This window comes from Chryseobacterium lathyri, from assembly GCF_003290185.1.
Classification (GTDB): Bacteria; Bacteroidota; Bacteroidia; order Flavobacteriales; family Weeksellaceae; genus Chryseobacterium; species Chryseobacterium lathyri.
In genome coordinates, this window is sequence record NZ_QNFY01000011.1 from 150,229 (window position 1) to 163,805 (window position 13,577).

Here is a 13,577-nt window from a genome sequence, read left to right on the forward strand (position 1 = left end):
TTACTTTTTTTGATATTGAGAGGGAAGATATAAGGTAAATCTACCTGCTTTTATCACTTTATACTGTTCAGGATGATTTACGAATTTTAAAGGTACGAATTCTTTCGGGCTGAAAGGATAGTCGTTACTTTCAAGATAAATATAATCGTCCGGGGTTTTCCCCACTTTTTTAATGATATAATGCATATAATCTTTTAATGGGAAGTAATAAAAGATAGGAGGATGAGCATCAAGAATATACAGATATCCTATCAGGTGATTGCTGGAATAAATTACGTTGGACTGATTCTGCAGGTAAGGACGCAAATCTTCAATGTCTTTTTTCCTTTGTTTATCCAGATACAGATCGTAGCCGTTCACTTTTACCTTTTCTGTCTGCTCCGTAAATATGAAATCTTTCCAGCCTTTTGTTTTAAGAGTATCCGGAAAACTATAGATCATAAAAGAAACTGCAAGAAGGTAGCCTGAAATCCAAAGTATATTTTTGTACAGTCTTATCAGGCATATGAATATAAGGACGAAATAATAATATTTGTAAGCAGGAAGCCGCAAATGAAACCAGGTTTGGGAACCAAATGCAAGACAATAAGGAATGATCAGAATTAGCAGAACCAGGTATTTGTTTTCTCTGGATTCTGTTTTGCTGGTCCAGAACCTTACAACAAGGAGGTGGGTGAACACAATAAAAGCAAAAATATAATACTCGCTTGAGCATATAAATAATCCTAAAGTAATGATCCCTATAACTGCTAAAACTTTATCCAGAATTTTAACGGAATTCTCCGAAAATCTGGATTTCCATAATAAGAAATAAGCTATTGCAGCAGGTAAAACTGCATTCAGGAAAAGATAAATGCACCAGAATACCATAAAGGTTTTAGAGTGCTGCTTTTTATGAAAGCCAAGATAGTCTTTAAGGAATCTGAACTGATAAATAAAATTATCCAGAGTATCGAGAAAAGTGAAATATACAATGATTCCGGTAATAAAACCTGCCAGGAACCAGATGGTAATAGCTTTCCAGCGCTTCAGGTCACACAGAATGATAAAAACAAATATAGGGGCTATAACAATGCTATGAGAATTCCCGTTGAACAAAACAAAGGATAGAACAAATCCGGCTAAAACCTGAATAACCTGTTTTTGGGTCATCAATGAGATCAATATCAGTGAAACGCCGGTATTGACCAATATGGTATTGCCAATATACTGATGAATAATAAGGTTACTGATAGCCCAGCTTTCAAATCCGAGAAAAATACCTAAAAGGCTTACTATAAAAATGTTGCCTTTTAAATTAAGGTATTTGAAGACGGAGAAGCAAAGCAAAAAATTGCTCAGCACCAACGTGGTTATAGAGATAATCCTGAAATGGTAAATATTCGGGGTATAGAGAAATTTAAATATTCTGAAAAAATTGGTTCTGTCAAAACTTAGGCTCTCTCCTTTATTTTTATAATATGACAAATAATAAGCTTCATCATTAAAAATAAATCCCTTGTCAAGATTGGCATAGGTAAGATATGCCAATAATACGGCCCCAGCCGCAAATACAAAATAAATAAGTATCTGAAGGGGATTGGGAAGTGATTTATTCATACCGGCTATTTTTTACATTCAAAAATAAAGGCGGAAGCAATATTCTTACTCATCGGGTGATACTGTAAAATCACATCCAGAAATTTAATAGGGAAGGTAAGGCACATCACAATGATCAGTAAAATATTGTGCAGAGGTTTAATACCAAAAGAAAATAACATGACAATCCATTCCTGTAAAGGCCAGAGCATTCCTCCTGTAGGGCTTATGGAGTGGATTTTAAGGTCTTTAAAGGCAGCGAACTGTACTTTGATCCCCTCATAGGTATATCTTTGGAAGTCATATGGAGAGGCGTGAAAAGCCTGCATAAAAGGAATCTCGCATAAGAGTTCTCCGCCAGGCTTCAAAACCCTGTGGATCTCTGCAATTACCGCCTGAGGATCCGGAACGTGCTCCAGAACAGCAATATTGATGATCTGATCTATAGAATTATCTTTAAAAGGAAGCTTGGTAATATCGCAAACGACATTCACCGGATTGTAGGGGATAAGGTCAACATTGATGATATCATCTCTTAGGTCCGTATATCCGCTTCCTAGATTGACAACAACTTTATCAGTATTTTTGGTTTTTTTAAGAACCCTACTTAAGAAAAAATATCTTGAAGGATATAAAGGGGCAATGATATAAATGAGAAGTTCATATAACCATACATATTTTTTGAAAAATGTTTTGATCTTGTCTAAAGAATCAGAAACAATGTCTTCATCGAATTCAAGAAATACAAATTTTCCGTTTTTGTATTCATAATTAAACTTAGCGGTATCAATAATTGATTCTATTTTGTCTTTCATCTGTGTTTAACGTTTAAGGGATATATAATATTGGGGATACTGATAATTTTAAGTGTTGACCGTTTTTTCGATAATGGTATACGGCCTGTTTCTCACCTCATTATAAATTCTGTAAATATATTCTCCAATAATTCCTAAACTGATCAGCAGGATAGAATTGAAGAAAAGAATAATAATGATAATAGTGGTATAACCAGCTACTTCAATCTCATTTGTAAAATATCTTATGATTGTAAAAAGGCTGAATACTATTGAGATCAGCAAACCGATATTTCCTAATATACTAATGATTTGAAGAGGAAGGGATGAAAAAGAAAAAATTCCGTCTTTAGCAATGTTAATAAGTTTTTTTAAAGAATAGCCAGATTGGCCCTCTATTCTTCCACTTCTGTCATATTCCAGACCGATCTGTTTAAAGCCCACCCAGGCCCTTATTCCTCTCAGATAAGGATTCTGTTCATTAAGGGTTAGCATTTTATCTTTTACATTCTTTGTCATGACACAGAAGTCGCCGGAATCTAAGGGTATTTTTGTTTCACTTATCGAATCAAGGAGTCTGTAAAATCCCGTATAGGCCAATTTTTTTAATCTGCTTTCCTTTCTTTTTTTTCTAATGCCATAGGCAACTTCATACCCCAGATCTAGTTGGGTGAAAAAACGGGGAAGCAAGGATGGGGGATCCTGTAAATCATCATCAATAATAGCAATATAATCGCCAGTAGCATAATGGAGACCTGTTTTTACAGCGATCTGGTGGCCAAAGTTTCTTGAAAGTTTAATTCCTTTGATATAGGGGTACTTCCTGGAAAGCTCTTCTACCACTTCGAAACTATTATCCGGGCTTCCGTCTTCTACCAGAACAACTTCCAAATCCCAGCCGGACTCCTTTTTTTGGATGTCAACGGCTTCTATGGTTTTGTGAAGAAATTTGGCCGAACGATAAACCGGTATTACGAGGGTTATTTTTCGATTCATTGTGTAATAAAGTTTAAAAATACATAAAATAATTATATTTTTAAAAACGTAGGTCCTTCCTGACTTACTTCTGCTTTTATTTTATTCAGAATATCGGCCTCTCCGGATATTTTTTTATATTTTTCCATCAGCTGCTTTGAAACACTAAGTTTACCCAGTGCCGAATTTTTAAAGATACTTTGGATCAAAGCTTTTTTTTCTAATTTCAGTGCATCCGGAAGATTGGGATTCATGATTTTGGTTTCAAGAGTCAGATCTTTATATCGGGTATAATCTACTTTATCAAGAAACTGTTTACCATCATGTACTACCTTGCTGCCCGGGGCGAGAATCACTTTCTTTTTGTGAAAATGTAGCCTGTTCACATATTCGTTATCTTCACCGTAATGAAAGAAATAAGGGTTGAATCCTCCAACGGTTTCTATCGTTTTTTTAGGCAATAGCCAGTGTGCGGCATTCACAAAACTGATTTCATAGTAAGGTTTCAGTGTCTGGAAATACAGATCAGATATCAGTCTGGTCTTTTCCCAGTTATGAGCAATATATTTATCTAAAAATATATCAAGCTTCTTTTCTGTTCCATCTACATGGACAGGACTTATGATTCCAACTTCTTCTTGATGGGGATGATCATGATATATTTCCAGAAGTTTTTCAATGCTGTCTTCATAGAGCCATGCATCCTGATTCATAAGGTAAAAAAAATCTGCTCCTTTTTGGTAGGCTGCTTCTATACCGGTATTATTGGCTTTCCCGAATCCAAGATTCTGCCCAGACTGTATGAAATGTACTTCAGGAAAATGTTTTTTTATATAATCCTGAGTTCCGTCCGAAGAGCCGTTGTCCACAACGATGCACTGTAACGGAACTGATGACTGTCTTAAACTGGTAAAACATCTTTCGGCCCATTTCATGGCATTGTACGTAACGATAATAACGTGAATACTGAGCATGGCGGTTCTAAATATACTTTCGGGTTATAGATTCCAGATATTCCTGGGGATGTATTCCTGAGAAAAATGTCTGTGTATCTTCATCAAAATCTACTTTATAAAAATCTCCTTCATCTACCTGTGAATAGAGCGCTGTATTTCCTGTTTCTTTTTCAATGGAAGAGATAATCTCTTTCAGATCATAATAATAAGGAAAGGCAAAGTTGACTGTTCTGTTGCTAAAACCTAAACAGTGGGAATCCAGAAATTTTGAAATATCCTCAATATCTAAAAGAAGTCTTCTTGCTTTAAGATGCAGGGAGAATTCCTTTTTGTTTGCAATCTGCGTTTTAAGAAAATTAAAAAGGGTATTCGGATTTCCTCCTTTACCTACCACATTTCCTACCCTAAGGATAAGGAAGCTGTCAGCATTGTTTTCGATATAATTTTCCACTGACTTTTTGTGTATTACATAAGCACTGTCCTGTTTAGATTGGTCATGAATGCTTAATGTAGAGAAATAGACCAATTTTTTTTCTTTATTTTCTTCATATACAGATTTTAAAAGAGAAAACTCTCTTTCAAATTCTGCAGCTCTTGTTTCCAGTGAGTTTGACACTCCGGAAGCAAAGAAAACCGTGTCGTTTCTGTCATAAGATTTTACAGCATTGGCTATCATACCATTTCCGATAATCATACGTTGTGTTTTTTCATTAAATGTGTTATATAAGGGGAGCAAAATTTCATATTATGACTTGTGAATCAAATGGCTTTATCTTAAAAAATCAAAGATATGAAAATAGTATTTCATTTTTATCCTGGTTATAAAACGATCAGGAAAAGAGAGTTTCATCAGATAGTCTTTATACTTCCTGTGGCAGTAATTGATGTATTCTTTACTTAGTTCAGTATTTAAATTTAATCCGGAAACTGCATTTTTCACAAAAGAATACCTCTTGAATATAACAAAAACCTCTTCACGGGTCAATGGATTTTCTTCTTCGGCAGTGAACTTTGAAAATTTATTAAATCCGATATTCTGCTGTGGATGAATCCTGTATTCTCCCAGAACCGAATCTTCTATCCAAACCGAATTGGTATCGGCAGCCAAAAGGAGAAGTTCATAATCGTGGATAATTGTTTCATTTACTCTTTTTAACGGCAGATGTTTTTTTAGAAAGGTATTACGGACCGCCATACTCATTCCGGGGAATACATTTCCCTGATATAGCAAACGTTTGACTATTTCCTGGAGGGCTCTGAAATGTTCGGGGTTAAAGTTTTCGATGTCCCAATAATTCAGGTTTTCCTTGTTATCCAGGGATTCACCGAAAAGTTTAATATTGTGGCATACCGTATTGATCTTCTTATGTTTTTCAAAAATTTCTGTGATCACTTCCGTTTTATTGTCATACCAGCGGTCATCCTGATCGCATAGTAATACAATATCACCGGAACATAAGCTCATGGCTTTTTCAAAATTACGTACATACCCCAGATTCTCCATATTCTGATATACCTTGATGATCTCCGGGTATTGTTCTGCATAGCCGGAAAGTATTGGCAATGTATTATCTGTAGAGCCATCATCACAGATAATGATTTCAGAAACCGACAGAGCCTGGTTCAGAATACTGTCCAGCTGTTCGGCAATATAAGCTTCGCCATTATAGGTACATAGTGCTACAGATGAGGTCATAGTATATAGATTTCTCAGTTTTTTTTCTGAAAAAGAGTGTAATAATATCTTTTCAGGGCAAGATATCCCGAAACAACTTTACCACCGGTTGCTTTATTGAATTCATGCTTCAGCTGTGAAAGCTGGGTCATATGAACGTCAATCATATGATAGGCAAGCCTGTCGTGAAGCTCATCTCCATATAATTTTTTTAATATGGGAAGGAGGCTTGTTCTTTGACGCAGAACTTTATAAGGATCGGAAGATAAACTTTTTTTATCGTCTTCTTTACGGTAATGGGCCAGCGGTTCATCAATCAGAAGTACCTCAGGATTGTTTCTTGTAATATACATCCACATCAGCCAGTCTTCATTAATACTTAAGGAAGTATCAAACGTAAATCCTTCAAGAAGTTTTCTGGAAATCAGAGCACAGTGTATGGGAATTGTAAATTTAAGGTTCCACCCGAACACGATATTTTCAAAGGTGGCAAAATCTTTTTCAATGCGGTTGTATCCCGGAAAATGAGTTTTGTTTTTGTAAATCGTGAATTGGCTTAGAATCAATGGATATTTTTTTGCACCGGCAAGGCTTTTTGCAAACTTTTCACGGTGTAAAGTGTCATCAGAATCCAGGAACTGTATATAGTCTCCTGAAGCCCGTTGAAGCCCTGCATTCCTTGCGGAGGAAATTCCCCCATTCTCTTTACTGATGTATTGAAAACGTCTGTCTTTTTCTACCCATCTTTGAGCAATTTCTTCAGTATTGTCACCGGAACCGTCATTCACAATAATGCACTCCCAGCCAGTAAAGGTCTGATCTGCCAAAGACTGCAGACATTCATCAAGATAGGCTGCCTGATTGTAACAAGGAACGATTATGGAGATTGCAGTATTGCTCATTACAGGTATTTATAAAATTTGCATAAACCCAGCATGTTGCCCAGCTTTACCCATCGGGAGTTTTTGATTTGCTTTTTCAGATTGGTATTGTGGGTGACTTCCTTATCGTATTTTCTGCGGAGTACATAACTTTCTAAAAATTGCTCTTCTATATTAATCCCTCTCCGTTCGGCCATCTTTATAAGGGCCACCCAATGCCAGAAAGCCGCCTGGTCTTCACTTTTGTTGGAGATTCCTCCTTTATGCACCCTGTAGAGATAAAGGTCTTCGTCTATGTATTTTACGGGAGCTACCTCACACATCTTCATGTACCAGTCTTTATCTTCGGCAATTTTGAGATAAGGGTCTATCCCTGATGTTTTATTGTAAACAGATTTTTTTAACGTGGCAAAACTGGTAATCTCAGCATTAAAGTTCAGGTATTTTTCATCTAAGGCGGTAATTTGAGCTGCCTTGTGAACTCTTACCTTGTTTAACTGGTCATCACAGTAAACAAAATTGGAATATACCAAACCTACCTCCGGATTCTGTATGTGTACATTAAATACCGTTTCGAGTGCAGTACTGATCAGTGCGTCATCAGGATCCAGGAAACCACATATTTCGGAACCGCTTAGTTCAATAAGTTTTCTTTTCGTAAATCCTATTCCTTTATTGCTGTCATTGGTGAAAATCTTAAAGCGGGAATCTTTTTCAGTTATATTTCTGATAAGTTCCAGAGAATTGTCTGTAGAAGCATCATCTAAAATTATAGCTTCCCAGTCTGTAAGGGTTTGGGAAAGCAAACTGTCAAAACATTCTTTGAAAAAACGTCCGTTATTATAATTGGCGATTAAAACAGTTATTTTAGTCATTGCTGCTTTCTTTTGATAATATTTTTTTCAGGGCTTCCAGATAACCGAATCCATTTTTACGGTCCGGTTCCAGGATATTTCCTTCTGCCCACTCATTCCAGGATTTTACCACTAAAAATTTTTCGGGATAATTTTTATCTTTCAGAAAAGTTGTTGCTTTTTCTACCTGTTTTTCAAAAAGTGCCGGGCTGTTATTACCTAAAATAATACCGCGGTTACCACTTCTCGGGGTATTATCCCAATTGGAAATAAGACATGGGAAAGTATCAACATCCGTTTCACCAAAATGAAGATCATTAATTACATCCGGTGCATTCTGAATATCCACAGGTTTTTGAAAGTCAGTTGTTTTAAGTCCCAAAAGACCTTTAATTCTGTTGGTGTAATACTGTTTTGCAGTAATTAAAGGCTTTTTATTCATGTACGGGCGCCATGCTCGTAAAAAGGCATTTGATATCTTCCCCTGATATCCTAATGTCTTATATCCGTAATCGTCTTCTGTTTTGTTGCTCCCTATTAAATAAAGATCATCAAATCCATTTTCCTTGGCGAGACTTCTGAATTTTTCAAGATAGTCCGGAGCCTTTTCATGGATGTTGATTGGATCATAAACGATGAAAACAGGTTTATTATCTACTTTAATATATCTTTCATCTTTGAAGAAAGGCAGAAGATATTGGAAATGGGCTGTTAAATCTTCATCGGTAGGATATACCTGCTCAGCTAGTATTTTATTTTTTAAGCCATGCCAGATTCCTGACCAGGTTTCGTTAGCCCAGCAGAAACAGAATGGAAAGTCCGGTTTTCCGGATTCCAGTACTTCATTGGCAATACGCTCAAGCAGCTGTACTCCGTTTCCAAACCAATAATGGTAATAAATAAAACCGTGTACTCCATAATCGCGTGCCATCTGGGCCTGCTGTTCTCTCACTTCGGGAACGCGCAGATCATAATATCCCAGATCTGCAGGGCAGATAGGCTGCTCATGTCCTTCAAATAAAGGTTTCGCCTTTCCTACATTGGTCCATTCTGTAAATCCTTTTCCCCACCATTCATCATTTTCAGGGATGGGATGGTACTGAGGAAGGTAAAATGCAAGCGTTTTTATTTGTTTCATAAATTATTTTTCTAGTGTTTTTATCAGTTTGGCAGGTATTCCTGCAATCACAGAGTTCTTTGGAAAACTTTTGTTAACAACAGAATTAGCTCCTATGATAGAGTTTTCACCAATAGTAACCCCGGGTAATATGCAGACTCCTTCTCCGATCCATACATTGTCTTCAATAATTACCGGACCTTTGGAAGACAGAGGTCTTTCAGCAGGAACCCAGCCCAGATCTTCAGCACTGATATTTCCATGATAATGGTCCGAAATGTATATCCTGCTTGCCATAAGCACATTATTGCCAATACTGATCTTATCAATGGCTCCGATGTGAACATCAGAATTAAAATTCACATTGTTTCCAATATGAATTTCCGGCTGGAAAGATTTTCCGTAAAAACGGTCCCAGGTCTCAAGCCTTAAGTTGAATAATGAGCTGAAATTATCACCTATGCTAATATATTGAGGATTTTTGATCCAATATGTTTCTGGAAGGCTTGATTGCTTTCCGAAAGCTTTGAAATGAGTTTTTGCCCAATTGTTATTCTGCTGCTGTTTATATTTTTTATAAGCTTCAGAATGCAAAATTCCGAATAAAAATTTAATGATATGTTTTTTTATAAAGCTCATATTTTTCAGGTCTACTTTTCCAGTGATGAATAATACTCGTGAATCAGGCTGTTGATATTTCTTTGTTCTGCTTCTTCGAGTTCATAATAGAACGGAAGTCTCAAAAGGCAGTCTGTAAAATGATCTGAGTTCGGAATATCAATAGGAGAGTTGTCTTTTAAAAAGAATTCGCTTTTGTTCAGACTCAGATAGTGGAACACAGGATGAATATCTTTTGTTTTTAAGAACTGAATGAGGTTGGATCTTTCTTCATAGCTTCTGCAGATGATAAAGAACATATGTGCATTATTGGTTGCATAAGCCGGTATTTCCGGCAGTGTTATAAATCCTTTATCTTGTAACGGTAATAGATTGCTGTAATACTCATTCCAGATCGTGATTCTTTTTTCCTGGATGGTACCCAGGTTTTCAAGCTGTGCATATAAAAAAGCAGAGAGTATTTCTGACGGGAGAAATGATGATCCAAGATCTACCCAGCCGTATTTATTGACTTCCCCTCTGAAAAATGCACTTCTGTTAGTCCCTTTTTCACGGATAATCTCAGCACGTACATTATATTCAGGATTATTGATAACGAGCATTCCCCCTTCTCCACAAATGATATTCTTGGTTTCGTGAAATGAGAAAGCAGCGAAATCTCCAATGGAGCCTAATGCTTTTTTGGTGCCGTCGGAAAAAGTATAATAACTGTCAATAGCCTGTGCAGCATCTTCTACAACAAAAAGGTTGTGCTTTTTGGCCAGTTCCATGATTTTTTCCATATCACAGGCAATACCCGCATAATGTACGGGAACGATTACTTTTGTTTTTTCAGTAATATGCTTTTCTATTTCTGCAGGATCTATATTGGGATTATCGGGATATGAATCTACGAAAACTATTCTGGCACCACGCAAAACGAAAGCATTGGCAGATGAAACGAAGGTATAGCTGGGAACAATTACTTCATCTCCGGGCTGAATATCACATAAAATAGCAGCCATTTCCAATGCATCAGTGCATGATGTGGTAAGCAGTACTTTTTGAAAGCCAAATTTTTCTTCAAAAAAGGAATGGCACTTCTTTGTGAAAATTCCGTCCCCGGAAATCTTACCGCTTTTTACCGCTTCTTCAATATATTTAAGTTCGTTTCCTACTATAAATGGCTTATTAAATGGGATCATAGTGTTTTAAATTTTGAATCTTTAATTTTTATAAATCTTTTTTCAATATAGGTGAAAGAAATGTAACTGATGAAAACAGTTAAAGCCGGAATACCAATATATATTCCGATATTAAATGCAAATATATTATTATAAAATGCTAATATCTTATAAAAAATAGGGAATAGCAAAAACATCACAAAAGGATGGTACATATAAATTCCATAAGAAATGTTTCCCAGATATGAAAAATATTTGTTTCTAAAGTTAAGTGGGTTATACTGATTGATGCTTATTAGGATCAACAGTAGAAATATAAACCCTAAAATAAGATTCTGAATATACAGTTTGAAAACAGGAACTGTAATGAAGAATCCTATCAACAGCAGTGCAGCTATATAGATAAATCTACTCTTTGTATATTTTGTTATAAAATCAGAATATTCTGAATAAAAATAACCTCCCAATGAACCAATAGCCATATATTCAAATGGAATAATAGCGGCTATTGTACTAAATATAGAATTGTAAAACTTAAAATTAATCATTATGAAGGTTATCAAAATAGCTCCAAAAACAACTGCGATAATTTTCCGGCTAAAAAAAGAAACGATGAGAGGCCATATTATATAAAATTGTTCTTCTACCCCTACAGACCAGGATTGGGATGCTCCTACAATAACTTTTCCTTGGTGTAAAGCAACATTAGGGAGAAATAAAGCATAAAGAAGTATCGTTTTTAAATCATAATCCGATAAGCTAATAACTAAACTATAGTAAGATGAAGTGTTGGAAAATAGTGTAAAAGAATTGACTAAAATGGGTATTAAAATAAAAGATATAAGAAAGATAATATAGTATAAAGGCCATATTCTGAATATCCTTCTCAGATAGAATTTTTTAAAATCTATGCGGTTGTTTTTCTTTTTTTCTGATAACAAAAGATACGTGATCAGAAAACCACTGAGTACAAAGAATAGATGTACACCGTTCTTACCTAAGTGTTCGATGAAATAGGCTGTATATTTTGAATCAAATAAGGAAGCTAATTTGTCCCGATATTTGAATAACTCAATATGGTGCATAATGACAGAAAAAGCAGCAATTGCTCTTAATTCATTTAATCCACCAAAAAAAATGTGTTTTTTTGAGTCCATCTACTTATCGTATAAATTTTACAGGATTTCCTACATATAATCCCGGTTCATCAATGTCTTTGATCACAACACCGCCGCCTCCGATCTGGGTTTTGGCAGTCATTGTAATATTATCTATAATAGTGGAATTAATACCTATAATGCACTGTTCTTTCACGTTTACAAAACCTGCAATAGCAACAGATGGAGACAGAAAAGAATGTTTTCCTATCACTGTGTCATGAGCCACCGTGCATGAAATATTCATTAATACATTATCTTCAATCGTTACATTCTGGTCAATAACACAGCCGGGATATATGACCGATCCCTGTCCAATGGATGCAGACTGATCTCTATAACAGGAGGAATGAATAAATGTATGAAACGGAACTTTTCCTTCAAGGTTTTGAAACAGTTCTTTTTTTGCATCAAGATGTTTATAGCCAATGGCGATTAGAATTACATCAAATTCATTTTGCTGATATTTTGTAATTACATCTTGGTTTCCTCCAATAACTGGAATTTGATCAATAATAGTATTCAGCGGCTGAAACTCATCAAAGAAAGCAACCACCTTATCGCTGGAATCATGATGGATATGATACGCAATCTGCTGTCCTAAATGTCCCGATCCTATGATGGCAATTCGTTTCATGATGTTTATAGATTTATATTGATACTGTGTGGTAAATTACATCAATTTTATCATTCTAAAATTATTTTATGATCAGATTTGTAAATCAGATAGCCGGATCTATCGTTGCTAGAGTGAGCGGGTTTAAGAATGTCTGATAAAATTTCTTTTTTGACAATATAATCTACATTATTACTATTGATAACAGGAAGAAGAAACTCTGTTTCCTCCGATAAAAAGTAAACACCGGAATAAGCTATTGACTGCACGCTTTCAGGTAAAATATACTGACCTAGTGCTATATCCAGTACGGCCTGCAAATAATCATATCCTGTGGATAGCTGAACAAGATCGGAGCCAATAAAATCTCCTCCCATTCTGCTTCCTATTTCTATTGGGTAAACTTTTCCGTCTTCAGTAATCATAAGTTCTATATGAGATGCTCCATTTTCAACTTTTGTAGCGTTCAGTATATGATAACTGACCTCATGGATTTTATTTTTAATTTCTTCAGAAAATGCACTTGGCTGATGGTGTGCCAACTCTACAAAATAAGGTTCTTCCGTTATTTCTTTATCTGTTATGGTAATTATAAGGTGCTTACCTTTGTAGCTAATTGTTTCTATACTTACTTCTTTTCCCTTGATAAATTCTTCCGCTACACAGGTTTTAGAAAAAGAAACATGTACTGCATTTTCTATTGCTTTTTTGCATTCTTCTGGAGAGGTTGCTTTTATCACACCCAAGCTTCCTGATCTGTCAGAGGGCTTTATAATAATAGGGTAAGTGAACGATTCAAAGTCTGTTATGTTGAATTCGGAAACAGTAACAGATTGAGGGGATTCTATATTATTTTCTTTAAAGCATTTCCTCATTAAGGATTTATTGGTGGTCAGCAATGAACATTCAATACTGTTTCCGGGTAATCCCAAATTGCTGGCTATATAAGCTATACTGGGAATACAGATGTCCGTAGCTATCGTAAGAATTCCATGTATTCCTATTTTTTTACATTCTTCGAGAATAATTTCCTTTTCTAAAACAGAAATATCATAAAAATAATCAGCAATATCTTTACAAACAGCTTTGCCGTCATCCCATGCAAAACAATGAACTTCCAGTCCGTTTTCTTTTGCTTTTTGAACGAGAGGCAATTGTAAATAGCTAGCTCCTAAGATTGCGATTTTTTTCAT

The 13,577-nt window shown here is 35.6% G+C and carries 14 protein-coding genes; all 14 read right to left on the bottom strand.

Annotation, left to right across the window (positions count from 1 at the left end):
- The 14 genes from DRF61_RS16330 to DRF61_RS16395 all read right to left on the bottom strand — a co-directional run bounded on the left by DRF61_RS16330 (window position 1) and on the right by DRF61_RS16395 (window position 13,577).
- Complete coding sequence (locus tag DRF61_RS16330) at window positions 1-1,599, bottom strand: hypothetical protein (RefSeq protein WP_111958948.1); 1,599 nt, start codon at window positions 1,597-1,599, stop codon at window positions 1-3.
- Window positions 1,600-1,604: 5 nt separating this feature from the next.
- Window positions 1,605-2,393: a class I SAM-dependent methyltransferase gene (locus DRF61_RS16335; protein ID WP_111958950.1), complete on the bottom strand. Its 789-nt coding sequence runs from the start codon at window positions 2,391-2,393 to the stop codon at window positions 1,605-1,607.
- Between the two features lie 48 nt (window positions 2,394-2,441).
- Window positions 2,442-3,368 (bottom strand): glycosyltransferase family 2 protein, encoded by a 927-nt coding sequence (locus DRF61_RS16340; RefSeq protein WP_111958952.1) that lies wholly within the window; start codon window positions 3,366-3,368, stop codon window positions 2,442-2,444.
- Between the two features lie 32 nt (window positions 3,369-3,400).
- Window positions 3,401-4,321, bottom strand: coding sequence for a glycosyltransferase family 2 protein (locus DRF61_RS16345; protein WP_111958954.1), 921 nt, complete (start codon window positions 4,319-4,321; stop codon window positions 3,401-3,403).
- Window positions 4,322-4,328: 7 nt separating this feature from the next.
- Window positions 4,329-4,997, bottom strand: coding sequence for an NAD-dependent epimerase/dehydratase family protein (locus DRF61_RS16350; RefSeq protein ID WP_111958956.1), 669 nt, complete (start codon window positions 4,995-4,997; stop codon window positions 4,329-4,331).
- Window positions 4,998-5,072: 75 nt separating this feature from the next.
- Entirely contained in the window at window positions 5,073-5,999 is a 927-nt protein-coding gene (locus DRF61_RS16355; protein WP_111958958.1) for a glycosyltransferase, read from the bottom strand.
- 14 nt (window positions 6,000-6,013) lie between these two features.
- Window positions 6,014-6,880: a glycosyltransferase family 2 protein gene (locus tag DRF61_RS16360; RefSeq protein WP_111958960.1), complete on the bottom strand. Its 867-nt coding sequence runs from the start codon at window positions 6,878-6,880 to the stop codon at window positions 6,014-6,016.
- A complete protein-coding gene (locus DRF61_RS16365; RefSeq protein WP_111958962.1) occupies window positions 6,880-7,734 on the bottom strand; it encodes a glycosyltransferase family 2 protein in 855 nt (284 codons plus the stop codon). Before DRF61_RS16365 ends, DRF61_RS16360 begins: the two co-directional genes overlap by 1 nt.
- Window positions 7,727-8,851: a glycosyltransferase WbsX family protein gene (locus tag DRF61_RS16370; protein WP_111958964.1), complete on the bottom strand. Its 1,125-nt coding sequence runs from the start codon at window positions 8,849-8,851 to the stop codon at window positions 7,727-7,729. The genes DRF61_RS16365 and DRF61_RS16370 overlap by 8 nt, the downstream gene beginning before the upstream one ends.
- Window positions 8,852-8,854: 3 nt before the next feature.
- A complete protein-coding gene (locus tag DRF61_RS16375; protein WP_111958966.1) occupies window positions 8,855-9,469 on the bottom strand; it encodes a DapH/DapD/GlmU-related protein in 615 nt (204 codons plus the stop codon).
- Window positions 9,470-9,480: 11 nt separating this feature from the next.
- Entirely contained in the window at window positions 9,481-10,632 is a 1,152-nt protein-coding gene (gene rffA / locus DRF61_RS16380) for a dTDP-4-amino-4,6-dideoxygalactose transaminase (protein WP_111958968.1), read from the bottom strand.
- Window positions 10,629-11,768, bottom strand: a complete 1,140-nt coding sequence (locus DRF61_RS23130) for an acyltransferase family protein (protein WP_111958970.1) — start codon at window positions 11,766-11,768, stop codon at window positions 10,629-10,631. Before DRF61_RS23130 ends, rffA begins: the two co-directional genes overlap by 4 nt.
- 4 nt (window positions 11,769-11,772) lie before the next feature.
- Window positions 11,773-12,405, bottom strand: coding sequence for an acetyltransferase (locus tag DRF61_RS16390; protein ID WP_111958972.1), 633 nt, complete (start codon window positions 12,403-12,405; stop codon window positions 11,773-11,775).
- A gap of 50 nt (window positions 12,406-12,455) precedes the next feature.
- Window positions 12,456-13,577, bottom strand: a complete 1,122-nt coding sequence (locus tag DRF61_RS16395; RefSeq protein ID WP_111958974.1) for an ATP-grasp domain-containing protein — start codon at window positions 13,575-13,577, stop codon at window positions 12,456-12,458.

What these genes read in the sequence shown, in the direction of transcription:
- DRF61_RS16335 (WP_111958950.1), bottom strand. Translation starts at nt 2,393, where the DNA reads ATGAAAGACAAAATAGAATCAATTATTGATACCGCTAAGTTTAATTAT.
- DRF61_RS16375 (WP_111958966.1), bottom strand. Translation starts at nt 9,469, where the DNA reads ATGAGCTTTATAAAAAAACATATCATTAAATTTTTATTCGGAATTTTG.
- DRF61_RS16345 (WP_111958954.1), bottom strand. Translation starts at nt 4,321, where the DNA reads ATGCTCAGTATTCACGTTATTATCGTTACGTACAATGCCATGAAATGG.
- DRF61_RS16350 (WP_111958956.1), bottom strand. Translation starts at nt 4,997, where the DNA reads ATGATTATCGGAAATGGTATGATAGCCAATGCTGTAAAATCTTATGAC.
- DRF61_RS23130 (WP_111958970.1), bottom strand. Translation starts at nt 11,768, where the DNA reads ATGGACTCAAAAAAACACATTTTTTTTGGTGGATTAAATGAATTAAGA.
- DRF61_RS16355 (WP_111958958.1), bottom strand. Translation starts at nt 5,999, where the DNA reads ATGACCTCATCTGTAGCACTATGTACCTATAATGGCGAAGCTTATATT.
- DRF61_RS16340 (WP_111958952.1), bottom strand. Translation starts at nt 3,368, where the DNA reads ATGAATCGAAAAATAACCCTCGTAATACCGGTTTATCGTTCGGCCAAA.
- DRF61_RS16365 (WP_111958962.1), bottom strand. Translation starts at nt 7,734, where the DNA reads ATGACTAAAATAACTGTTTTAATCGCCAATTATAATAACGGACGTTTT.
- DRF61_RS16390 (WP_111958972.1), bottom strand. Translation starts at nt 12,405, where the DNA reads ATGAAACGAATTGCCATCATAGGATCGGGACATTTAGGACAGCAGATT.
- DRF61_RS16370 (WP_111958964.1), bottom strand. Translation starts at nt 8,851, where the DNA reads ATGAAACAAATAAAAACGCTTGCATTTTACCTTCCTCAGTACCATCCC.
- DRF61_RS16330 (WP_111958948.1), bottom strand. Translation starts at nt 1,599, where the DNA reads ATGAATAAATCACTTCCCAATCCCCTTCAGATACTTATTTATTTTGTA.
- DRF61_RS16360 (WP_111958960.1), bottom strand. Translation starts at nt 6,880, where the DNA reads ATGAGCAATACTGCAATCTCCATAATCGTTCCTTGTTACAATCAGGCA.
- DRF61_RS16395 (WP_111958974.1), bottom strand. Translation starts at nt 13,577, where the DNA reads ATGAAAAAAATCGCAATCTTAGGAGCTAGCTATTTACAATTGCCTCTC.
- rffA (WP_111958968.1), bottom strand. Translation starts at nt 10,632, where the DNA reads ATGATCCCATTTAATAAGCCATTTATAGTAGGAAACGAACTTAAATAT.